Origin of the sequence: Pseudomonas sp. ICMP 10191 (assembly GCF_001467335.1) — a bacterium.
GTDB lineage: Bacteria > Pseudomonadota > Gammaproteobacteria > Pseudomonadales > Pseudomonadaceae > Aquipseudomonas > Aquipseudomonas cerasi.
In genome coordinates this window covers 188,604-211,672 of record NZ_LKGW01000146.1, presented here as the reverse complement: position 1 = coordinate 211,672, position 23,069 = coordinate 188,604, and the positions used below count along the sequence as shown (strand labels likewise).

14 protein-coding genes and 2 pseudogenes are annotated in these 23,069 nt (G+C 59.7%); all 16 read right to left on the bottom strand.

Going from position 1 to position 23,069, the window contains the following annotated elements:
* Nucleotides 1-5 precede the first annotated feature (5 nt).
* The 16 genes and pseudogenes from AO388_RS22680 to AO388_RS22610 all read right to left on the bottom strand — a co-directional run bounded on the left by AO388_RS22680 (nt 6) and on the right by AO388_RS22610 (nt 22,904).
* Nucleotides 6-5,207: a DUF4011 domain-containing protein gene (locus tag AO388_RS22680; RefSeq protein WP_058417183.1), complete on the bottom strand. Its 5,202-nt coding sequence runs from the start codon at nt 5,205-5,207 to the stop codon at nt 6-8.
* A gap of 306 nt (nt 5,208-5,513) precedes the next feature.
* Nucleotides 5,514-7,118 (bottom strand): putative bifunctional diguanylate cyclase/phosphodiesterase, encoded by a 1,605-nt coding sequence (locus tag AO388_RS22675; RefSeq protein ID WP_058396919.1) that lies wholly within the window; start codon nt 7,116-7,118, stop codon nt 5,514-5,516.
* Between the two features lie 273 nt (nt 7,119-7,391).
* Nucleotides 7,392-7,820: pseudogene (locus AO388_RS30430) on the bottom strand (methyl-accepting chemotaxis protein); the annotation flags it as partial.
* Nucleotides 7,821-7,931: 111 nt separating this feature from the next.
* A pseudogene (locus AO388_RS30425) lies at nt 7,932-8,654 on the bottom strand (PAS domain-containing protein); the annotation flags it as partial.
* A 196-nt stretch (nt 8,655-8,850) separates the two neighbouring features.
* Nucleotides 8,851-9,501 (bottom strand): RraA family protein, encoded by a 651-nt coding sequence (locus tag AO388_RS22665; RefSeq protein ID WP_058417182.1) that lies wholly within the window; start codon nt 9,499-9,501, stop codon nt 8,851-8,853.
* Entirely contained in the window at nt 9,492-10,271 is a 780-nt protein-coding gene (locus tag AO388_RS22660; RefSeq protein WP_058417181.1) for an IucA/IucC family C-terminal-domain containing protein, read from the bottom strand. Before AO388_RS22660 ends, AO388_RS22665 begins: the two co-directional genes overlap by 10 nt.
* Nucleotides 10,268-11,059 (bottom strand): ABC transporter ATP-binding protein, encoded by a 792-nt coding sequence (locus AO388_RS22655; RefSeq protein WP_058417180.1) that lies wholly within the window; start codon nt 11,057-11,059, stop codon nt 10,268-10,270. The genes AO388_RS22660 and AO388_RS22655 overlap by 4 nt, the downstream gene beginning before the upstream one ends.
* A 10-nt stretch (nt 11,060-11,069) precedes the next feature.
* Nucleotides 11,070-12,101, bottom strand: coding sequence for a FecCD family ABC transporter permease (locus AO388_RS22650; protein WP_058417179.1), 1,032 nt, complete (start codon nt 12,099-12,101; stop codon nt 11,070-11,072).
* Complete coding sequence (locus AO388_RS22645) at nt 12,094-13,083, bottom strand: FecCD family ABC transporter permease (protein WP_058417178.1); 990 nt, start codon at nt 13,081-13,083, stop codon at nt 12,094-12,096. The genes AO388_RS22650 and AO388_RS22645 overlap by 8 nt, the downstream gene beginning before the upstream one ends.
* The gene (locus AO388_RS22640) at nt 13,080-13,985 is read right to left on the bottom strand and encodes an ABC transporter substrate-binding protein (protein ID WP_058417177.1); all 906 of its coding nucleotides are present in this window, start codon (nt 13,983-13,985) and stop codon (nt 13,080-13,082) included. The genes AO388_RS22645 and AO388_RS22640 overlap by 4 nt, the downstream gene beginning before the upstream one ends.
* Nucleotides 13,975-15,858, bottom strand: coding sequence for an IucA/IucC family protein (locus tag AO388_RS22635; protein ID WP_058417176.1), 1,884 nt, complete (start codon nt 15,856-15,858; stop codon nt 13,975-13,977). Before AO388_RS22635 ends, AO388_RS22640 begins: the two co-directional genes overlap by 11 nt.
* A gap of 3 nt (nt 15,859-15,861) precedes the next feature.
* A complete protein-coding gene (locus AO388_RS22630) occupies nt 15,862-16,635 on the bottom strand; it encodes an HpcH/HpaI aldolase family protein (RefSeq protein ID WP_003433971.1) in 774 nt (257 codons plus the stop codon).
* Nucleotides 16,635-18,494, bottom strand: coding sequence for an IucA/IucC family protein (locus tag AO388_RS22625; protein ID WP_058417175.1), 1,860 nt, complete (start codon nt 18,492-18,494; stop codon nt 16,635-16,637). The genes AO388_RS22630 and AO388_RS22625 overlap by 1 nt, the downstream gene beginning before the upstream one ends.
* 21 nt (nt 18,495-18,515) lie before the next feature.
* On the bottom strand, nt 18,516-19,922 hold the full coding sequence (locus AO388_RS22620; protein ID WP_058417174.1) for a DHA2 family efflux MFS transporter permease subunit: 1,407 nt from the start codon (nt 19,920-19,922) through the stop codon (nt 18,516-18,518).
* Entirely contained in the window at nt 19,919-21,127 is a 1,209-nt protein-coding gene (locus AO388_RS22615; RefSeq protein ID WP_003433977.1) for a type III PLP-dependent enzyme, read from the bottom strand. The genes AO388_RS22620 and AO388_RS22615 overlap by 4 nt, the downstream gene beginning before the upstream one ends.
* Nucleotides 21,120-22,904 carry an IucA/IucC family protein gene (locus AO388_RS22610; RefSeq protein ID WP_058396922.1) on the bottom strand — a complete coding sequence of 595 codons (1,785 nt, stop codon included), beginning with the start codon at nt 22,902-22,904 and terminating at the stop codon, nt 21,120-21,122. The genes AO388_RS22615 and AO388_RS22610 overlap by 8 nt, the downstream gene beginning before the upstream one ends.
* Between the last annotated feature and the right edge of the window lie 165 nt (nt 22,905-23,069).

Below are 23,069 nucleotides of genomic sequence, written 5' to 3'. Positions count from 1 at the left end.
TTCCATCAGTGGGGCGTTGGCTGTTCGTTTAGTGGGTCTGCTGTCTCCTCCCGGGATTGAGCCAAAAGATCGTTCAACGCTGCGTTCAGCCTCTGCAATGCTCCCTCTTTGTCTACCCACCATTCCGTGGACCATAGCCGCACCAGATTCCAGCCAAGACCGCTGAGAATTGCTCCGCGGACCTTGTCCCGATCCCGAGCAGTGGCAGCGCTGTGATAGGTAGCGCCATCGCATTCGACGCCAGCCAGATAGTCACCCGGACGATCCGGATGGACAACTCCCAGATCAATGCGGAAACGAGAGACTCCGATCTGCGGAATCACTTGCCACCCAAGACGCCTCAGGCCCTGAGCGACTGCCTCCTCGAACGGCGAGTCGTAACCACCGACCGAGCCTTGTACCGCCTCGGCCAAAGCTTTTGGTCCGCGCTGGGCAAACTCTATGAAATGCTTCAAGTCACGGACTGCGCGGGCATTGGTGCGGTTCAGGTCGATCATTGAAGGATCAAAGGATGAGAACACCAACATTTCTCGGCGAGACCGGGTGATCGCCACGTTAAGCCTGCGCCAGCCGCCGTCCTTGTTGAGGGGACCGAAGTTCATGGACATGACCTGCGCGCCGGGCTCGGTAGGACCGTAGCCTATCCCGAGCATAATCAGGTCGCGCTCATCGCCCTGGACTGTCTCCAGATTCTTGACGACAACCGGCTCGGTCTGTGTGTCCTGAAAAAACGGCTCGATCTGCGGGTACTGCTTGCGGGCATTGTCCAACAGATCATTGATCAGTTTTTGCTGATCGGAGTTGAGCGTGATAATACCGATCGAATGGCCAGCAGCCACGAACGCGGGATCGGTAAGGCGCTTGACTGTCTCGCTGACAATGGCTTCGGCTTCAGCCTGGTTGTAGCGCCCTTTGCCTTTTGCATAAACACCGTCAACCCTGCGCCACTCGACGGCACTCGCGCGAGTCTCTGCTGCCGGAAAGGTAATGAGATTACTGTCGTAGTAACGATGATTGGAGAAGGCAATCAGGCTTTCATGGCGACTCCGGTAGTGCCAGCTCAGACTGTGGCTCGGCACCCCTGCTCCCAGGCATTCGTCCAGAATGCTTTCCATGTCTTCCGCGGTATCGTCGTCGCTGGCATTCGGGCCACGGTTGAAAAAGTTCGTCGGCGGCATTTGACGCGGGTCACCCGCGATAACCACTTGCCTGCCGCGAGCTATCGAACCGATTGCGTCCCATGGAGCAATCTGCGAAGCCTCGTCGAAAATGACCAGATCGAAAGGCGGTTGATCGGCGGGCAGGAATTGCGCAATCGACAGCGGGCTCATCAGCATGCAAGGCGCCAGGCGATTCAGCGCGTCGCCCATTTCGACAGCCAGTTGCCTGACAGGTTTGTGCCGGCGAGACTTCTGCAGTTCATGTTTGAGAATGGCAAAGCCGCTGCTCTTGGGTATGTCATTTTTGGAGGGGATCAAGCCACACAGTTTGGCCCGGATGTAACGCACCGTCAGTTTCGCCATTTCGTCGTCCAGACGAACGAAAGCCGCAATATCACTCATGTGCTCGGCAGCCACAAAATTCCGCAACAGAGGTTCGCCGTCTATACCCTGCGTAGCGAACCAATGGGCATAGGCCGTGATGAAGGTTTCCTCGCTTGCTGCAGGTGACAGACTCCCTGCCTCGAGCGCACGCGCCAGACTGGCTAACCCAGCCTCACCAGCCTGCTCGCGAACCCGGCACCAATCGCACCATGCCTTGAGCTGCTCTTCTTGTTGCTGGATTGAGAGCGAAGTAGCCCTCAACACGCCAACGCTCGGTTGTGTATCTGTACCGGCTGCAGATAATTCGGCAAACAGTCGAGCGGCGTCTTCATAGCGAGACAACGCCTGTTGCAAGGCTGATAACGCTACGCCGATTTGCCCGCCCGGCGCCAACATTTCGTTCGCCTCAACGACCAGTCGCGCGACGGCACCGCGTAGCGAAACGAGGTGGTCCGGTGATTGGGCCAGACCGCTTATCAGCCCGCGCAGACGTTCAGCCATTGAGGCTGCACGAAATATCTGTGACACGTCACTGGTCAGGCCCTGCCAGCCCGGGATCGATTGCAGGCTGCCGGCCAATGTATCCAGTTCGTTCAGTTGCGCGTGCAGGCGCTCGAAAATCGCCAGGTCGCCAAGCGTGTCCGGCAGGCCTGCTGCGCCACCTGAAGAGGCCAGCTTCTTCGCGACCTTTTTCTTGGCGAAAGTCGCCAGGAACCAGAACTTTCCTTCGGCATCTCGCCATTCGCTGCGCATCGCCTCAACGGGAATGCGACGGCAGGCTTCGTCCGCATAATCCAGCGACAGACCTTCCTCAAGCTCTCGATAGCTTTCGATTAACTGGCACGCGCGCCGGGCGGCTTCAATACGCGCGACGGCGTCGGGTGCAAAAGCGAATGAGAGGTTCAGTCCATAGGACTCCACGACCAGAGTCGCCAATTCGCCAAGGTGCTGAACCTGCGCCACTTCGGCTACAGGCAAGTCAAGGTGCGTCAGGACAAGAAGCCTTTCACTCGCCGCATTCAGCGCGTCAAGGGCCTGCGGCAGCTCACGTGCGGCATTCGCAATGTGTGCCTGCCAGGCGTTCGACCACTGGGTCTGCGCCAGAGCGCCGAATTTGCCTGACAAATTACGTGCGGCATCACCGTTCAGGCCTAACCGGCGCGACAGATCCAGCAACTGGCTGTACTCGGCAGCATCATGCTGCGTGTCTGATGGCCAGGTCAGCCTGGGTGTTTGAGGGCCATGATCACGAACCACACGACCAATCGCCTGATGCAGGGAGAGCCCGTTGCTCCAGCGTCGGTGCAGTACCGCGACCAGTTCGTTGAGTCGCGAACGCAGTGTCTGCAAACGAGTGGCTTCACGCTCCCATTCGTCGGCGCTCAATGCGTCGCTGACGTCCCAGGCGCGGTCCAGTTGTTTGAGTACTTCAACTTTAGAGGTCTTGCTTGAATGCAGTTCCAGGCAAAACTCGCCCAGCCCCTGTTCTGCCAGGCGACGGTAAACCACGTCCAGTGCCGCGCGCTTCTCTGCCACGAACAGCACGCGGCGGCCCAAGGCCAGATTGTGGGCAATCATGTTGGCAATGGTTTGCGACTTGCCGGTTCCCGGAGGCCCATCCATGACGAAACTATGAGTACCGGCAGATGCCACCACGGCAGATAACTGTGAAGAGTCGGCCGGCAACGGGGCGAAAAGCGTGGCGGGCGTTACTGACGAGTCCAGATGCTCTGGTCTGGGAAACTCGTCTGAGCCGGAGAAGCCCTCATCTACCTCAGCGGGGTCCAGCAAATGCTTGACCAAAGGGCTTTGCAGCAGCAGTGCTGCGTTGGCATTCAGGTCTTTCCACATCAGGTATTTGGCAAATGAGAAGGTTCCCAACACAAGTTCGGTACTCACCTCGAAACCCGGCACGTCACGCACTGCTCGCCGCACCATGTTCCAGATACCCGTCACATCAATGCCACTTTCATCGCTGGGCAGTTCGCCGTCCAGTCCGGGAATTACCAACTCGAAGTCATGGCGCAGCAGTTCAAGCAGCGTCAGATTGAAACGTGGTTCCTCATCAAGCAGGCTTAGCGTTACCCCGGACAAGGCACTTTTACGTTCAAGTTTTACTGGCAGCAAGATCAGGGGCGCGGAGTAAGTTTTCGGGTCGTCGGCACTCTTCTTCCATTTGAGAAAGCCGATGGCCAGAAACAGTGTGTTTGCACCGCCCTCTTCCAGATCGCTACGCGCCTTTCGGAACAGATCAATCAGGGTGGCTTCAAGTTTGACTTTTTCCAGCCCGGCGAGCACTTCACCACGAGCAAGAGCCTGACGAGCAACTTCGTCGACCAGGTTTTCATTATTCTGCTGTTCGTACAGCGCCACATCCCGGCCACTGCTTTTCAGGTCAGGCACCGGCAGCACGCGAATTCGCTGACCACTGGAGAGAAGGTCTTCAACCGCTGCCGGATCGGGGCACAACAGGCGTACGCCTTTTGCGCTGTCCGGGAGGTGCAGGAGACGGTTGCGGGTCGTCAGATCGAGGAGTTTGCGTTGCCACAGCGTCAGTTTGCCGGCAGGACCTTCGCTGTCGGTATTTATTTCGACATCGAACCCCGGGAGTGCCGGCGCCTCCTCCAGTCCTTCAATAGTGGGCGGAGCATCGGCTGTCGCATCAGATCCTTCTGTTACTGATATGAGCGCCATCGGACGAATCTTCTGCATCCGGGCACGGTGCAAATCGATGGCCATGATGAACTGCTCATCATCGAGTTGCCGCTCGGCAGCTGCAATGGCCTGGGAGAACCCCGGCGCAGGTGTCTGGGTAGAAAGGGTGGTTTCGAAGACCACCATTTCCTTCAGATCCAGGCGTTTGCGTACTGCCGACGCCTCATCGGTCAACAATTGGGAAAACTCTTGAGGCTGCAACCATACGCCTGCAAATGCATGTCCCTTGGTCATGATCAGCAGAGCATTCAAGCCCGCCTGCTCCAACGCCGCAGCAAACAGCAATGCAGTGTCCAGACAGGTCGCCACGCCGTTTTCCAGAACCACACTCGGAGGCCTGACTTTTTGGCCCTGCTGCTCAAAACTGGCCGGGGGTAATGCATAGCTCAACTGAAAGCTGCACACTCCTGACCAAATGGCAGAGGCAAGCTCCCAGGTTCGCGTACGCGACTTGCTTTCATAGCCGTCAATGCCATCTTTCTTGCCTGCGCGCCGTAATACCTGTGAAGCGGCCTTGAGTACGCGATCTACCGCGGGATCATTGGGCATGCAGAAAGCTGCAAGCAACTCCGGCATTGCGCTCAAGCCGCCCCATTCTGTTCGCGCCAGGAGTTCTATAGGGAAGCGCTGCTCGACGAGCACGTTGTCGCCCTGGGACAAGCGCATCACCACGTCTGCGCTGAGGCTTTCAGTCAGCCCGGCCAAATAACCCGCATTAAGCTTGATATCGCGCTCGGAGATGTTGAGGCGATCACCTGCATGGATGCGGTCTATATGCCAAGTCCGGCTTTCTACGAAATCGGGGTCGGTGCTTAAACTCAGGGTCAGGTTTTCAAAACCGGTTTCTTCCTGGTTCCAGATGCTTAGTTCACGTACCAGCGGTACGGCGTTCTGGTGAGAGGCGAAACCGATCTTCCGGGCGATCAGCGCCTCAATCTCGATGTTCATTCACGGGCTCCTGAAGCTGCGAGCGCTTGCCTCATAGAGGCAGCCAAAATGCGCATATACTCCATGAGTCATCGACAATAAGGAATGCTTATATGTGAATGGAACGCCTTATTCGCAGCAGCACCTCACGTTGACGCGATCGGTGCCTATCCCGATCACAGTTCCAAGAGGGTGTTGCAGCTCGCTGTACTGGCAGAAAGCCGCAGGTTTTATTGAGCGCCAAGCACTAGAGAACTCTCATCGTCTCTGGTGAATCCAAAGTTCCGCATTGAAGTTCGAGAGCGCCTGACTTGAAGCACATCCCCCTTATTTTCCAAGAACCGCCAACGCCCTGACCGGCCCTTTAGTCTCACTCATTGTCAGCAGCTCTGTTACCTGAGCCAACGGTAAGGGCCGTCCGAACAGGTAACCTTGGGCAAAGTCGCACTCATGAGTGGCCAGCCAGTCAGCCAGTCGCTCGTGCTCAACACCCTCGGCGGTGATTTTCATCCGCAGGCTTTTCCCCAGAGCGAGGATGGCCTTGACCATCTCGTTCTGGTTCTCGAGCGTCGTGTCAAAGAACGATCTGTCGATCTTGATCTTATCGATGGCAAGTTTGGTCAGGTGGTAAAGCCCTGAATAGCCGGTCCCGAAATCGTCCAGGGCGACGCTCACGCCCATCGCGCGCAGACGTTCGAGATTCAGGCGGGCACTGTCGACATTGGCGACGAGAGCGTTTTCCGTCACTTCCACTTCCAGCCGACTCAGCGGGAATTTTCCTTCGCTGGCCAACTGTTCCAGCCAGTCCGGAAAGTCGGGACTTTCGATCATCAGTGAGGTGACATTGATTGCCAGCGTGAAGTCGCTTGGCCAAGCGCGTGCCTGATCGAAGGCCTGAAGCAAAAGGGTCGCGGTGAGTGGCTTGATCAGTCCCAACTGTTCTGCTACGGGTATGAAGTCAAGCGGCAGAATGATTCCGCGCTCCGGATGCAGCCATCGCGCCAACAGTTCGAACCCGGACAGGCGCTGCTCTGGAAGGCTGACAATGGGCTGATAGAACGGTTGAATATCCTTCTCTTCGATAGCCAGGGTGAGTTCCCGCGCGAACTGCTCCTGCAGGCGCTGCTCGCGCTCGAAGCTGACTTCATAGAAATGAAATGTGGCTCGGCCACCGGTCTTGCCGCGGTACATGGCGCTGTCAGCACGTTGCAGCAAGAGGTCGGCGTCTGAGCCGTCCATTGGCGCAATGGCAATGCCGAGGGTTGCACTCAGGACCACACGCGGCAGGCCAACGCTGGATGCCGCGATTTTGGCCAGAATGTTTTCAGCGAGCGGCGCCAGTTCGGCATGGCTGAAGTCACCGCTGACCGCCAGGCCAAACTCGTCGCCACCCAGTCGCGCAACGGAAGCCTGCCACCCGACAGTGGCGTCGCGCAGGCTTTCGGCAACGGCGCAGATCGCCGCGTCTCCCGCCGCATGCCCGTGGGTATCGTTGATGAGCTTGAATTTATCCAGGTCGATCAGAAAAACCGCAGTGTGTGTCGCTGGCTGCCGTAAGCGTGCAACCAGTTGCTCGTGAAACACACGCCGATTGAGCAAGCCGGACAAAGGATCGTGGCGGGCCAGAGATTCGCTGAGCGCCTGTGACTCGAGCAAATCGTTGTAGCTGCTATGGAGCCGTTGCATCAGGCGTTTCAGAAGAATGAACGGTATAACCATCGATAACACTGCAAAGCCTGTCGAGGTCAATACAAAACGCCAACGCTCGGCGTTTTCGAAGTCCTGGTCGTAGGGTAAGCCCATTGCGACCATGGCGACGGATTCAAGTTCGAATTCCCACGCGATGGCCAACAGGAAAATAGAGAACACGTAAAACCACAACAAGGTGTAAAGGTACTTACGAACCATGTGTGGGCTGCGCAGGAAAGTCATAATAACGATGCTCGAAATGACGGCGGGTGCAACGGTTATAAGCAGGGTATCGGTAGCCGGCTATCAGTCTTGAGGCAGTAGCACAGTGATTCCGATAGTGGGCGCCTTGCGCGAGTGCTGTCCCATCGATTTAATAAAACACACTCATTTAAAACTTTTATACGCAGGTGGCTCTGCACAGATCAGTACACTTCCTTTCCTGTTTAACTGCGCAGTGAGTGACTCAGGGCAGCACACCTTTAGTGTCCCCTGAGTCGACCCGACTGTTCACACTTAACTGGAGCGCTGGTCCACAAACCGGCTGACTGCCCGCACTACCGTGTTGGCGCCTTGCTGGATTTCCTGGATCACACGGTCTGCGTCGTTGGCCAATACCAGCGCCTCGGAAGCCTGTTCGGTGCTGCGCACAATGACGCCTACCGCGTCTGAAGCCAGGCTTTGGTTGGTCTTAACGACGTTTACGATTTCTTCCGCGGCTTTTGTCGTGCGGGAGGCCAGCTGGCGCACCTCATCGGCTACTACGGCAAACCCCCTGCCCTGTTCGCCAGCCCTGGCGGCTTCAATCGCTGCGTTCAGCGCGAGCAAGTTGGTTTGTTCGGCAATGCCGCTGATGGTTTTAATGATTGTTCCAATCACCTGACTTTGCGAATCCAGTGCTTCGATACCTCGTGTAGCCTCTGCCATCGAAATGGTCAGCTGGCCGAGCATATGCAGCGTGTCCTTGATGACTTTTCGGCCTTGCTGCGCGCTGCTGTCAGTATCGATAGATGTTTGATAAGCCATTTCCGATGCTTCGGCGACGGCCTTCTCGCGCTCGACCTGTTCAGTGATGACCGTCGCGAACTTGGCAATTTTATAGAGTTTGCCGTTGGCGTCGGTAATCGGGTTGTAAGACGCCTCCAGCCATACATCACGACCACCTTTGTCAACTCGACGAAAACGATCGACGATAAACTCACCTCGGCGCAGTCTTTCCCAGAACTGGGTATACGCGTCAGAAGCGGATTCTTCAGGCAGGCAGAAAATCTTGTGATGTTTGCCCTTTATCTGATTGAGTTCGTAACCCATCGCCTTCAGAAAATTGTCATTGGCGCCTATGACAATGCCATCGAGGGTGAAATCGATAACGGCGGTGGAGCGCTGCAGTGCGTTGACCAGGGCCTCGTTCTCACGCGAGGCTTCAATGGTTCGCGTCAGAACACTCGAGTACAGGGTGATCTGCTCGACGCCGCCGGTTTCATTTTTATAAGGAACGACAATGGTTCTCAGCCACACCCTCGATCCGGCCTTGCTGACCAGGCGCAACGTGCCGCTGAAATGCTTGCCGTCGCGAATCGCGGTCAACGCGCGTTTCTGGTGAACGTCACCGCTCAGTTCCGGCGGGCTCAGTTCAGACAGGTTGCGTCCGACAAGCTCTGCTTGGGCGTAGCTCATCTCCGTCTCGAACAACGCATTGACGGTCTGTACCTTGCCCGTGCCATCCAGAACGACGGCGACTGTCTCCAGATTGAGGATTTGCCCTGCTTGCTCAAGCATGGCGAGGCGGCGCTCCAATGCCTTATTGGTATTTTTCAAATGCGAATTGAACATTGCGGCTATCCGGGACAGTTTGGGTTTGCAATCTGCATCGGTCATCGAACCGCAATCTTGAGCAGTGCCGGCGAACTTAATACGTAAATGGCCTGCCTATTGTCTGATTGTTGATATTAGGATCCAAATATTAAACATATTGTCATTGCCGACTTCTGATTTCCGGCTGCTGCCCCTTAAGTCTGTCGAGCAATTCCGCCCGTCTTTTTCTGTCCGCACTCTCCTTGCCAAGCAACTCGGGTAACAGTTCGTTCGCCTGTTGCGGACTCAGGATAAACACCCCGTCATCATCCCCGACTGCGATATCCCCCGGCTTTACATCCACGCCGCCTACATTGATCAGCCCATTGAGCTCGCCGCTTTCCCCGAGACTGCGCGTCGTCATTGCGCTGACTCCCCGGCTGAACACGGGCAGACGATGTTCGCGCAAGGCGGCGACGTCGGTAACCGTACCCGAGATGATGACGCCGGCAAGCCCCTTGATGAGCGCGGCCAGGGTGCGCAGTTCGCCCCAGCAGGCACAATGCTCGTCGCCGACGCATTCAATCACCAGCACATCCCCGGGCAGGCTGTTCAGCAAAGCGTCGCGCAGGATGCTGCCGTCGGGCAGCTGCAGTTTGACTGTGACAACGTTGCCGACCAGTCTGGCACCCTCGAACAGCGGCCTGATCCCACGCAGGTAACCCACGTCGGTCAGATGGCCAATGGTTGACGCGGCAACTTCACGGTATTGCTCTATGACCGCGTCGCTGAGCTGTTGCTGGCGGTGGGCGATCTGCTTGTTCATCGACATTTTTTGGGCCTCAGTAACGGGCAGGTCGAGCAATACTCGACAGGGTTGCTGGCGTCATAATAGAAGCAGCAGGTACGCCGAAAACGGACGCTTTTGCCTTCGCCTTCGAGCACAATCGGTGGACGGCGGAAGTGTTTGAGCGGGTTGTAGGTCAGGCCGAACAGCGCCGGATCGGCCTGATGCAGCAGCCAGTCGAAATCGGCTTCACAGCGCTGCCGGATCACCGGGTCGTCAACCGTGTCCATGCGCTTGTCGTACAGCGAATAGACACGTACTGCGGTGTTTTCCCACAAAATGCGTCGGGAAATGCCAGTGACACGGTTGAAGGTTTCCCACAGTGGCTGAAGCAGGTCGCGGAACAGGGTGGCGACGATCACATCACGCCACGCCTCGCGAGCCCCCGGTGCGTAACCCACAGGCGTTGTATCGAGCAAGGGCATTGAAGAGGTCCAAAGGCCGTTATCGTGCGCGTATTCAACCACGCTATTGTCCAGCGACAGGGCCAGGCCCTTGTCGTAGACCGACATCGCGTACAGACAGGCACCGGTGCTGAGGAAGGAAAAGCGCTTGGCCAGCAATGACGCGGTGATTGCCTGGGTCGGAGAACCGATCACCGGCCCCAGCACGCCGAGCAATTGCTCGCAGACGGCGTCGTCCAGCAGCGCTCGGGCCGGGAGTGAGCGCGTATCGTGTTCACCTGCCGGCCTGAGCCGCAGCGCTCCGGACAGCAACGACCATTCGGACTCGCTGAACGCCTGCGCGAGACTCATTGCGGCAGGTCCCGGCCAAAGGGAATGCACAGCGGCGTACCAAAGAATGGATCGGCGATGATCCGGCAGTTGAGGCCGAAGACCTGCTTGACCAGCGCCTCGCTGAGGATGTCCGCCGGACGCCCCTGAGCAAAGGCGCTGCGTTCGTGGACAGCGACCATGTGATCGGCGTAACGGCAGGCCAGATTCAGGTCATGCAGGACCATCACGATGGTCTTGCCTTCTTGCCGATTCAGGTCGCGCAAGAGGTCCAGCACTTCGATCTGATGAGCCAGATCTAGAAAGGTCGTCGGTTCGTCCAGCAATACAATGTCGGTATCCTGCGCCAGGGTCATGGCGATCCATGCGCGCTGACGCTGACCACCTGATAGGGCATCGACAGGTCTGTCGGCCAGTTCCTGCATGCCGGTCTGCGTCAGAGCCCGCGCGACCATGGCTTCATCCTCGGCGGACCATTGCTGCATCCAGTTCTGATAGGGATAACGCCCCAACGCCACCAATTGCCGTACGCTGATGCCTTCCGGTGCGCTGGGCATCTGCGGCAGAATCGCCAGTTCACGCGCGACATTCGCAGTGGACTTCTGGTGAATGTCGGCACCGTTGAGTACGACGGTGCCTTGCTGGGGTTTGAGCAGGCGCGCCAGGGATTTGAGCAAGGTGCTTTTGCCGCAACCGTTACTGCCGATCAGCACGGTCACCTGGCCTGAGGGTAGCTGCAGATCAAGGCTGTCGATGATCACCTGCCGCTGGTAACTCAGGGTCAGGTCGTGGGTTGCGATTGACGCCATCCGTAATTCCTTAATGCCGCTGGTTGATCAATAGGTACAGAAAAAACGGTGTGCCCAGCACCGCGACAAAAATCCCTGCGGGCAGATCCAGCGGCAGGAACAGCGTGCGTCCGGCCAGATCGGCAAGCATCACCAGATTGGCACCGATCAGCGCCGCCATCAGCGCCTGACCGACGAACCCCGGCGGCATCAGGCGTTTGGCGATATGAGGCGCTATCAACCCGACAAAGGCAATCGCCCCGCCCCAGGCGACCGCCAGGCCGGCCAGCGCCACGCTCACCAGCAGCAAACCGGCACGCAGCCATTGCACGCGCACGCCGATGCCCTGGGCCAGCGCGTCATCCAGTTGTTGCATGCGCACCTGACGAGCGAGCAGCACCAGCAGCGGCAACGTCATCAGCAGCCAGCCGGCTAGCGCGCGGGGCTCCGGCCAACTGGCACCATACACGCTACCGGTCAGCCAGACATAAGCCGACAAGGTGGTGGTCAACGGGCTGAACACCAGAATGAACGTGGTGACCGCAGCCAGCAAAGCCGACACCCCTACCCCGATCAACACCATACGCAAGGGTGAAGCGCCCTGATTCCAGGCCAGCAGATAAATGACCAGCGCCGCGAGGCCTGCGCCGGAGATCGCCGCCAGGGGCAGAAACTGCGCGCCCAGTGCAGCCGAGAAGAATGACAGGTACAACACGGCGGCGGCGCTGGCACCGCTGGTGATGCCTAACAGATCCGGTGAGGCCAGCGGGTTGCGAATGATGCTTTGCAGGATCAGCCCGGACACCGCCAGGGCCGCACCGACCAGTGCGGCCAGGGCGAGCCGGGGCATGCGCAGTTGTTCAACGATGAGCACCAGGCTGGCGTCCGCCTGGCCGGTAAAAACACTCAGCAGGGTCGTGGGCGACAGGTTGATCTTGCCCGCGGCCAGCGAGATCAAGGCAACCAGCAGCGTCAGCGCCAGACCCGTAAGCAAACGCGTCAACACTGTCAGGCTGAACTGCCGGGAAAAGCTCCGGTAGCGCACGGTGACATGCTTATCCATAGCGCGCCCCCCGCCGAACCAGCGCAATGAAAAACGGCGCACCAAACAGCGCAGTCATTACACCCACCGGCACTTCCTGAGGGACAATCACCACTCGTGCCAGGGTGTCGGCCAGCAACAACAGCGTCGCGCCCAGCAACGCACAGCCGGGCAGCAGCCAGCGATGGTCGATGGACAGCGTCTTGCGCACCATGTGCGGCACCAGCAGACCGATGAAGCCGATACTGCCCGCCAGCGCCACGGCGCTGCCTGCCAGGGCAATGATCACCACGCTCATCATCAGACGAATCAGCCCCGTACGCTGTCCCAAAGCCGTCGCGATGGATTCCCCGGTGTTGAGCACGTTGACCTGCCCCGCCAGCACCTGCGCGCCGACAAGCCCCATGACCACGCAGAAGAGCAGCGGCGCAGCAGTGCTCAGTTCGCGCTCCGACAAGGAGCCAGCCAACCAGAACAGCACGGTATCCAGACCGTCCTGATTGACCACCAGCAAGGCCTGACTGAACGCGGTAAACAAGGCAGTGATCGCTGCGCCAGCCAATACGATGCGCAATGGATTGAGGCTGCCCTGCCCCCGGTTGCCGATGACCCAGACGATCGTGCCCGCCACCGCAGCGCCGATGAACGCGCACCACAGCCATTGGCTCATGGACGACAGTGAAAGCAGCGACGAACAGGCGATGATGGCAAACGTCGCGCCAGCATTGATACCGAACAGGCCAGGCGACGCCAGCGGATTGCGCGTCAGCGCCTGCATCAGCGCCCCGGCAACCGCCAGACTAGAGCCTACTGCGACGGCCATCAGGGTGCGTGTCAGCCGTGTGTCGAGCAGCACGTGCTCGATAGCGCTCAGCGCATCGGGCTGCCAGGCACTTCGCACAATGGCAGCGGGCGATATCCAGGTGGCCCCGGTGGCCAGACTCAACCCCATGCACGCTACGAGTACCAACAGCCCCAGGCCCAGTTTTACCGCAGCCGTCATGAGGCGCTATCCGCCAGCGCCACGCGAGCGATTTCATCAAGCATGCGGTTGGCGCCCAGAATGCCGCCGGACAGACTCCAGGCGACGGCATCGACGCGCCATACCTGACCGTCGCGTACTGCCCGCAACTGTTGCCAGAACGGGTTCTGTACCAGCTTGTCGTAAGTGTGTTGCGCGGCGGTGCTGTCCGCGCGCTGAAAGACGAAGAACAGGTCGGCATCGACCACAGGCAAACTCTCTTTACTGCTGAGTTTAAGGGACACGCCCGTGGCTTGGCGGGCCGCGGGCGTCCAGGCAAAGCCCAGTTCACTGAGCACCGAGCCAGCAAAGCTGGCCGGCAGATAGCTACGGATATGGTCTTCGCGAATGTCGAGCACCGACACGGTGATTGGCCAGCGTCCGGTGAACTTCGCCCGCAACTGGCCACGCAGCGCTGCCACACGCTGTTGCCATTGCCCGAGCAGCTCGATGGCCAGTTGTTGACGCTGCAGGGCCGCACCCATCATCGCCAGGGTGCGCTTGAATTCGAATACCTCTTCAAGCATCAGTACCGTACTGATCTGTTCCAGCAACGGCGCAATGCGCTGATGACGAAAGCGGGAGGCGACGATCAGGTCCGGCTTGAGCAGCACGATATCTTCAAGGCTCGGCTGGGTTTCCAGCCCCACATGCGGTACCGCCGCCAGCGCCGGGCGCAGGTAGCGATACATCGGTTTTTCGCTCCACGAATCCACCACGCCGCAAGGCGTCACGCCCAGAGCCACGGCAGTATCGGACGCCCCCTGAAACAGGGTGACAACGCGTAGCGGCGCTGCCCGGGCAATGCCAGGCAGCGCCAGTAACCCCAGCGAAAGGCGCAACACTGTGCGCCGCGAAGGATGCAGGGTTCGGTCAGGTTGCACGGCGTAACCTGTGGAACGGGTTGACCACTTCGCCCTTGCCGAACGGCATGCTGCCCGGACCGCCCGCGCGCTCGATCATGGGTGTCAGCAGAAGTTTCTGCGGCCAGTTGGGGGCTTCGAACAGTTGTTGCCTGATCATGCCACGCGCCTCGTCGTCAAATTCGATGGTTGTGATCAGATTATCCAGAACATCACGCAATACGGTCCACAGCGCTGTGACAGGCACGTCATACACCTGCGCCAGCGTATCCATGATTGCCCGAACGTTTACCTGAATACCCAGTGTCTGCAGCCAGAACAGCAAGTCCTCGGGACGGTCATGATAAAGCGTATTGGCATGACCTTTCTTGATGCGATACTCCGGGTCGTGCATGCCGTTGCGCTCCAGCCAGGGCACGAAAATACGCAACGAGTCGTGGTCACGCAACAACAGCCCTTGGGCCTGTCCGGCTTTCCAGACCATGACCGCGTTCTGGCCATGCACTTCGCCGAGCATCCCCAGGCGGAACATGCGCAGGTTGATGTCGAAGAAACTGTGGCTCAACTCGCGAAACAGTGTCAGTACCGAAGCCTGATTGCGCGGCAGGTCGCGATAGTCCATCCACTCGTCGAAGAAATGCCGATTGCTCCCCGGTAGCGGTGTGCCCAGTGCCGCCATGGGCAGCAGGCGGCACTCCGGATCATCGAGCAAGGCGGCCGGATAGCCGCGCACCATCGCCGAAAGATGCCGAGGCCCTTCGTCGAACAACGTGGCTTGCGGCGGCATGAATGCCCACCATTTGCGCTCGTCGCACAAGTGCAGCGAACGGCCCAGGGTTTGATCCTTGTCGACCACCTGGCGCAGCAGTTTTTCGCTCAGCCCGCCGTTGATCATTTTGACCGCTGGCAGGTAACGCGAAGCGCCGAGCGAATAAATCGCCATGGGCAGCTTCAGGTAGTCAGCGCTGTTGAAGCACGGTGTCATCGAACGCAGCGACGAAGTGGCGTGGACCTGCGCCTGATTGAAGTCAAGCCGCTGGCAATCGCCCTTGGCGAACGCATCGCCCAGCTGGGCCTGCAGAACATGCTCGAACTGCCACGGGTGAACCGGCAGCGCAACATGGCTGCCGGCAATGCCACGCGCCTGCATCTCCTGGTCAAGCTCCGCTTGCAGGTGCTCGGGCAGCAGATAGCGGGCCGGAAACGATGCGTTCAAGTCCTTTACGCCATCGCCGCATTGCAGCAAGGTCTTGTCGACCGCCACCCAGTTCAGCGCTACCGGCCGGGCGAACTCGGCCTGGTAGTGTAAGTATTCCTGTTCATTCAAGCCTTGTTTGGCCTTGGCCAGCGGGTGATACGGGCGATCACGCAGCGACGCCCACTGCTCCATGGTCCTGAAGAAGGTTGCGCCGTCCTGAGCCATCAGGTTCTGCTCGTCGACCTTGTGGTCCAGCGACAGCGCGGTCTGCCAGACACTGATACGCAATACCTCGAGAAACAGCGCGATACCCTTTTCGTTGTCCTGGCGCTCGCTGTCCTGAAGCAGCGTTGCCTTGCCGGCGAACACCCACTTCATGAAGTCTTCCGGCGACAACTGCGTCCAGCGCTCGTCCTGTCGCCCCAGTACCGGCGTACCGGGTACTTTTTCCCATTGCTGGGTAATACCGGCGCGCAACGCGATGCTGATAAAGCGCTGCTCCGAATCATCGCAGCACCATTCCCAGATTTGCTGCGCACTGCCCTGCTCCACCAGTTGCGGAGCCTGTGGATGGCGCAGTTGCCATTGGCTGCTGTCCTGCAGGCGCAATGGCTCGCGACCAAAGAAATCTTCAGCCAGCAGGCAATCGACCAAATCCTGCATGACCAGGTCAGCGGCGAGTGAAGTGAAGTTCATGGTTTATTTTCCTTCTGCTGAATGTTGAGCCAGGCGGGCCTGAAGCGCGCGAAAGGCAATGCCGCGCTCATCCCCGAGGACAAAGGTGTTGACCCCGCGAGCCTGCCAGCGGGCAGCGTCACCGGGTTGACGAGGGATCGCGCAATAAGCGATGCCCGCCGCGTCGGCGGCTTGCCAGGTTGCAAGCAGCGCGTTTTGTACATCTGGTTGATCGATCTGCCAGGGCATGCCCAGTGACTGCGACAGGTCTGCCGCGCCTTCAAGAATCATGTCCAGCCCCGGCACGCTGGCGATCTCGGCGGCACGTCGCACGCCTTCGGCGCTTTCGATCATCGCCACCACCATGATCTGTTGATTGGCGGCCTCCACGTACTGCGCCAGGCTGTGCTTGCCGAAAGAGCCGGGACGTCCGGCATTGAGGCTGCGACGACCCAGCGGGTAGTACTTGCAGGCGGCAATCGCATCTGCCAATTGCTCAGGGCTCTCGATCATCGGCAAGACGATGCCCTGCGCGCCGCCATCGAGCAGGCGCAGCAGGGTTTTCGGGTTGAGATCGGCGACCCGCACCAATGGTGTAAGGCCGTAGCTCTCTGCCACACGGATCATGTTTTCCACGGTTTCCGGGTTGATCAGGACGTGCTCCATGTCGATGATCACGAAGTCGAACCCGGCTTCAGCGATCAACTCGATGGCGGCCGGGGCCGGAATCGAACTGATCACCCCGTGTGCCGGCTGTCCGTCCGCAACTCTGCTTTTGAGCGCATTGGTCCTCAGCATCATTGCGGCCTGTAGGTATGCAGTGGGTTAGGTACCGAGCGGAAGCGGCGCTCGCCATCTCCCAACAGGCGGCGCTTGGTCAGCTCTTCGACTTCGTACGAGGGCGCAAACACGTCAAACAGCCCGAAACGGTCGCGGTGCTGCGGGTGAGCCTGCTGATAGTCAAGAATGACGTCGGCGGTCATCTGCCAGAACAGTGCTTCGTCCAGCTGGTATTGCTGGCGCAGGAAAATCGCCATTTCGGCCAGGCAGATGAAGAAGAAACAATCGCAGGAAAAGTCGCGCACCGCGTTGACGTCGTCGGTAATGATGAACGAGTTGCGGTTGAGCTTTGCGTGGCTGGCGGGCAGCGGCACTAGCTCCGGGCACAGTTCGGGACGCCCGAGGTGCTCAGGTGAATAACGCACGCCGTCATGGAAGTCCTTGAGGGCGATGCGCTGCGGCCAGCCCTGCTTGACGATCAGCACGATGTTCTGGCCGTGGGACTCCATGCCGATGCCTTCGGCATAGAGCATGTGAATGATCGGCGGCACCGTGACCTGCAGCAGTTGCCGGGTCCATTCCTTGAGCCCGTACTGGCTGACCCATGCGTCTATGAAAGGCGTCTGCTGGCCATCACCGTAACGATTTTCCACATGGCTGAGGCCGTTGAATGGCACCGCCTGCTCGTCGTCCCGGAGGTATTGATGCAGGCTTTCCCGCCAAATCGCACCCAGCGTGCCGTAGGTCTGCGCCGAACGCGATTCCGGCAGATGGCGGTAATCGAAGCTCACCCCCGCCACCTCACCGAGAATCACGAAATCCAGCGCTTGAGCGGTGCTGTCGGTTGCGATCAACTGGTGCAGCCAATCGGTGATGATCGGGCCGTTCAACACCGTGTGGCGCGCCAGGATGCGTGTGCTGGAGGTGTTGGTCATGCTCATCGCCAGCTTGACGTATGGGCGCTGTGGCTGACTGGCGTTGGCCAGCGTGCGAATCGACTGCTGAGCCTTGTAGCGATCGGTCGAAGTACCCAGGTAAATCAGCTCGCCGCTGGCCAGTTCCGGGTAGAAGGTCGACACCGTGACGTTATCCCACTGCCACGGATGCACCGGCATCTGTTGATAGTCGTCGATGGACTTGCCCTGCGCGGCCAGTTCTTGAGTTATTTCCTGCCAGCGCTGTGTGCCCAGCTCCTGACGAATGAACGCCTGAAAATCCATGCTCCGCGAGTGGCCGACCGAGGCGCTGGATTTCGCCACGCCCAGCCAGACCACCGCGAAAGGCGTGGCAAATTCTGGCCCGTAGTGGCGGTTGTCCGCCAGGGAAAAGCCGATCCGCGACTTGTAGCACGGGTGATAGCTGTGGGCGTCCATGAAGTGCTGCTCCAGCGCATCGACATCCAGCTGATGCGCAGGCCTGGCGGGCTGATACCCCTGATTACGGGCCTGCAGGTCCTTGAGCTGGGTCTGCTCGATTTCCTGGATGAAGCGCGTCAGGTGCGGGCTGTCCTTGAACGGGCTGAGCAGCTCGGTCAACGCCAGATGCAGATCCGGCACGCTGCGTTCGCCGGTACTGTCCACCCGCTCAAGCGTGGCGTGATCGAGGCGGATCAGCTCGAAGCTGGTGCTCAGCAGACCGTCGCAGTGGTATTCCACACCGCCACTGACGGCCACGGCAAAACGATGCCGATGATCATCCTGCGGCTCACAGCGATAAGGCAGCGCCGCCTCGTACAGCAGGGTTTGTAGCAACTGGCCAATCACGCGGCGTTGCACTTGCTGATAGCGCTCGGCGCTGACGTCAGCCAGCCAGGCACCCGTACCCGTCGTTGTCGTTGTCGAAGCGGCGTTACGTTGCAGCGGTAAAGGGGTAGCCATGTTCATACCTCGAACGAAAAATTATCGGGGTTCGACCGCGTCGGGCTGGGCCTCGGCGCGCTCGTCGTTAAGGGGGAAACGCCAGGCACAGGGCAGTGCCAGCAGGATCAGCAGGCCGGTGGCGATGAACACTTCACTGATGGCCGAGGGCGTGGCGGCCGGTCCCGCGGTGTTGAAGCGGAACTCCAGCCACAGCGACGCAATGACGATGGCCAGCGACGCGACCAGACGGCGGGAAATGTTGTTCATCGCGGCGCCCTGAGTGACCATCGGCTCGGGCAAGGCATTGAGCCCCGCCGTGGTCACCGGCATGTAGGAGAGCCCGAGACCGGCGCCACGAATCATCATCAGCACGAACACCACGCCGATTGCGGCATCGGCCTTGAGCATGCCCAGCGCCAGGGTCGAAACGCCGGTCAACAGCAGGCCGACGGCGACGACGGTGCGCGGCCCATGGCGGTCCAGTGCCTTGCCGCCCCACTGCCCGAACAGGCTCGCGAAGCTGGCGGTACACAGCAGCGCCAGGCCGGTCCAGATCGGGTTGTAGCCCAGCACGCTCTGCACCAGCAGCGGCAACAGCACCAGACACTCGAACATGCCGACCGATTGCACCACGGCGATGATTACGCTCAGACGATAACCGCGCAGGTTGAACAGGCGCAGATTCAGCAGCGGTGCCTGGCGACTCAACTCGACGCGGACGAACGCCAGCAGACAAGCCACCGCGACCAGCACCATGGCCTGATTGACTGGGTCGAGCAGCGCCTGAGCATGGTGCATGCGGCTGATGGCGACCATCAGCAAGCCAATGCCCGACGCCACCAGCAGGTAGCCGATCAGGTCGAACGGCTTGCGCTCGGCAGGCTCGGAGTCCGGCAGCACGCCGACGCCCAGCAACAGTGCCAGCAGACCAATGGGCACATTCATCAGGAACAGTGAGCGCCAGCTGAACCACTCCAGCATCAGGCTGCCACACAGCGGACCAAGCGCCGGTGCGAGCATTACTGCTGCGCTCCAGAGCCCGGTCACCCTGCCCCGTTCGTGCTTTTCATACACCGAGAAGATGATCGCCAGCGACAACGGGATCATCAGCCCGCTGGCAATGCCCTGTACCACCCGTGCGGTGATCACCAGTGCGATGGAGTCGGCCAGCGCGCCCAACAGCGAACCGCCGATGAACAGCGCCACACCCCACAGATACAGGCGTTTGCGTCCGATGCGCTGACTGAGGAAGCTGGTCAGCGGCATGGTCATGCCCATGCTGGTCATGAACCCGGCGACAATCCAGGTGGCCAGCAGAGGGCCGATCCTGAACGCATCCATAAAGGTCGGCAGCGCCGGGTTAAGCGAACTGTTGCTCAGGCTGACCGTCAGCGTACCGAGCAGCACGTTGAACACCACCCAGCGGCGTGGGACGTTGAAACTCATTGGCGAACCCGTTCACCGTTGCGCACGAAGTGCTGTGACGGTCGTGGATGGCAGAGAAAGTCGGCGTGGGAGATGTTGTAGCCATAGGCTCCCGCCAGCGGCAGGACCAACAGGTCACCAATGTTCACACCTTTGAGTGGCTGGCGACGGCTCAGCACATCCTTGGGCGTGCACAGCTGCCCGACAATGGTGTAAGCCTGCTCTGACGACTCAGTGCTCTGCGGTGCATTCGGCAGGTGGATAACCGGATGGTCATGGCTTTGCGCAACCGGCAGGCGAAACTGGTGAGTACCGCCTCGACAGACCAGAAAATGCTCGCCGTGGCTGGTTTTGCTGTCCAGCACCTCGATGGCGTAATAGCCGCAATAGGCACTGATGAAGCGTCCCGGCTCGAAGCGCAGGATCGGCGCGTCGTGCTGCTCGCCCAGGCGTTTTTCCAGATAACGGCACAGCCGCTGCCAGTCGAACTGCTGACTGTTGAGGTAATCGACGCCAATACCGCCGCCGACGTTGAAATGGGTGAGCTGGCTCGGATCTCGGGCCAGAGCCTTCCATTCCGGCCAGCGCTGCAGGTAGAAATCGAGCAGTTGCTCATGACGTTCAACCGACATCTGATGCGACATGGCGTGTACGTGGAAGCCCTTGAGCGTCAGGTGACTGGCGTTGTCCACGCGTCTGACCGCCTCGGCCAGATCCGCTTCGTCAATCCCGAACGGTGTCGCGGTCCCGGCCATCGCCAGCCTGCTCGATTGCGCAGCGGGCAGTTGCGGGTTGATGCGCAGGAACACCGGCTGCACGCGCCCCGCTTGTTCTGCCAACTGTTGCAGACGCGCGATTTCGTTGAGGCTCTCCAGGTGGATGGCTTCAACCTTGCTCAGCAACGCCGAACGCAGATCGGAATCAAGTTTGCCCGGGCCCGAGAACACGTAGGGCTTGCGTGTCGGACAGGCCATCACCCGCTCGATCTCGCCCCCAGAGGAAATTTCAAAGCCACTGACCAGCGGGGCCAGGGTTTCCAGCATCAGCGCTTCGCTGTTGGCCTTGATCGCGTAATACAGCTCGACACCGGCGGGCAGCGCCGCCATGACTTCACTGACATGCTGCTGCAGCGCGTCCAGATCGTAGACAAAGGCCGCCAGCGGATCGGTTTCCAGCGCCCGAGCCTCCTTGATGGCCGCCAGTACGGTTTCCGGCACCTTATGCATAACGTGCCTCCGTGGCCCACGGCGACGCAAGACGCACATAGTTGGCTTCGCGATCGGCCTTGGCAGCGAGCCGGACCTTGAGGTTGGTCTTGCAGGCAATCGACTGGCCTGCGATCAGCGCGTCCAGCTCGGGCGCAGGCAGTACCAGTTCGTCACGAATACGCTGCAATTGCCGCTCGACGCGCTGCCACATCAGTGGTGCCAGGTGCGGGCGCTCCCAGCTCAAGGCCAGTACCGCCTCGGACAGGTTGTTGATCAGCAGGCAATAGGTAATGCGGTTCCAGCCCTGTTCGCGGCTGTAGAGCAGCGACTGGCGAATTCTCGGGTGCAACCCCACCTGAATCGCCTTGATACCCAGCTCTTCGGTTAGCTTGACGCCTTCAAAGTCGCGCAACAGCAGCTGTTGCGGGCGTCCGTTGTCGTGAATCAGCACCGCATTCTGCAAGTGCGGCTCCATCACGATGCCGTGATTGAAGAACAACGCCATGACCGGGTTCAGCAGCAAGGCCTGGTACTCATCGAACCAGTCCAGCAGATGCTGGTCCTCAAGCTCCCCGCCATTGAAACGCTGGAGGAAGTCGTGCACCAGTGGGCGTGAACGCAGATCACGAGCGAACAGTGTGCCCGCCATCACGCTGCTGTCGGCGCCGGAGCGGCGGCAGAAGTTTTCCCGCAGAATGGCGCCGGTCTGCTCGCGGAACCAGTGACCGTCAGCCTCGCTCGCACCTTTTGGCGCCCAGCTCATCGAACCGGGTTCGGCGACTGTGGACAGCCCACCGAGGGTTTCCGGACGAGTCTGCTGCAGGCGCTGAAACAGTTCGTCGATGATCAACGTGCTCTCCAGTTCATACCATGCGTTTTTCCTCACGCAGTTGGTGATGCGCACATTCAGCGAACCCTTGATGAAGTAGTCGTGCCCCTCGATGTACCAGGTGCGCATCGACGCCGTCGGGCTGGCCAGCAGGCCACTGGCACCCAGGTCCGAGATATCCCCCAGCTCAAGCAGCCTTTGCACGCGGCGGTCCTGCATGAACAGTTGCGCCTGTACCGGATGCATGCAGATCAGCGCATGCCCGGGCCGGGCCCGCGATTGGTCCGCGAAGCCTGACATCACCTCGGCTTCGCTCAAGCCATTGGAGGTGATTCGCAGCCCTTCCATCGGCACTTCGAACAGATGCAGCGCGGTCTGCGCCTGAAACTCCGGGGCGTAGGTCTCCTGCGCCAGATGCTCAGGCCACAGGCGTGCCTTGGGCGCCGGATGGTTGGGGTGGCCGAACCACAAACCCTGCTCACTGGCCAGATAGCCGCTGAGCGGTGCCGGATGCTGACCGGTCATGTTGTGCGCAACGATGGCAGCAGTCAGGTGCTGGCTTTGCAGGACCTGATCCAGCAGTTCGTCATTGCTGGCACGGGTCATGTGCTCACAGGCGGTCAGCAGTTGCCGGGCGAATTCGGCGAACGCCAGGCAGCGCCAGGTGCCCTGCCCCTGACGAGCGTAGACATCGGAAAGGTAGCGATGGCTGCCCAGGTGGTCGCGGCGGTCCACCAGAACAAAGAACTGCTGCTGATTGGGCAGGCTGATGGTGAGCGGAATGCCCTTCCATTGCCCGCCATCGACGAAACTGCCAGGCGCTATGCCTTGCATGCCTTCAGGCCAGGTGTAATGCAGGCACTCTTCCGGCAGTGCAAATTCCTTGATCAGGCAATTGAGTAACGCGCGAGTGGTTGCCAACTCGCTCACCATGTTTGATAAGACGGTGCGATCGGTATTAGTCATGTCTGCTCCACAGTCGCCTTTACGCTGACCGTTCAAATGACGTCGCAACAAACGTTGATTTATCGCTTGCGGCACAACAATCGAGCTGTCGAGGGGCGATAAGTTCGCCCAGCCAAACGTTGTGTGCGGTGTTGTTTCAATCGTGATATCAGTGTCACGATGATG

What these genes read in the sequence shown, in the direction of transcription:
- AO388_RS22680 (WP_058417183.1), bottom strand. Translation starts at nt 5,207, where the DNA reads ATGAACATCGAGATTGAGGCGCTGATCGCCCGGAAGATCGGTTTCGCC.
- AO388_RS22675 (WP_058396919.1), bottom strand. Translation starts at nt 7,118, where the DNA reads ATGACTTTCCTGCGCAGCCCACACATGGTTCGTAAGTACCTTTACACC.
- AO388_RS22665 (WP_058417182.1), bottom strand. Translation starts at nt 9,501, where the DNA reads ATGTCGATGAACAAGCAGATCGCCCACCGCCAGCAACAGCTCAGCGAC.
- AO388_RS22660 (WP_058417181.1), bottom strand. Translation starts at nt 10,271, where the DNA reads ATGAGTCTCGCGCAGGCGTTCAGCGAGTCCGAATGGTCGTTGCTGTCC.
- AO388_RS22655 (WP_058417180.1), bottom strand. Translation starts at nt 11,059, where the DNA reads ATGGCGTCAATCGCAACCCACGACCTGACCCTGAGTTACCAGCGGCAG.
- AO388_RS22650 (WP_058417179.1), bottom strand. Translation starts at nt 12,101, where the DNA reads ATGGATAAGCATGTCACCGTGCGCTACCGGAGCTTTTCCCGGCAGTTC.
- AO388_RS22645 (WP_058417178.1), bottom strand. Translation starts at nt 13,083, where the DNA reads ATGACGGCTGCGGTAAAACTGGGCCTGGGGCTGTTGGTACTCGTAGCG.
- AO388_RS22635 (WP_058417176.1), bottom strand. Translation starts at nt 15,858, where the DNA reads ATGAACTTCACTTCACTCGCCGCTGACCTGGTCATGCAGGATTTGGTC.
- AO388_RS22630 (WP_003433971.1), bottom strand. Translation starts at nt 16,635, where the DNA reads ATGCTGAGGACCAATGCGCTCAAAAGCAGAGTTGCGGACGGACAGCCG.
- AO388_RS22625 (WP_058417175.1), bottom strand. Translation starts at nt 18,494, where the DNA reads ATGGCTACCCCTTTACCGCTGCAACGTAACGCCGCTTCGACAACGACA.
- AO388_RS22620 (WP_058417174.1), bottom strand. Translation starts at nt 19,922, where the DNA reads ATGAGTTTCAACGTCCCACGCCGCTGGGTGGTGTTCAACGTGCTGCTC.
- AO388_RS22615 (WP_003433977.1), bottom strand. Translation starts at nt 21,127, where the DNA reads ATGCATAAGGTGCCGGAAACCGTACTGGCGGCCATCAAGGAGGCTCGG.
- AO388_RS22610 (WP_058396922.1), bottom strand. Translation starts at nt 22,904, where the DNA reads ATGACTAATACCGATCGCACCGTCTTATCAAACATGGTGAGCGAGTTG.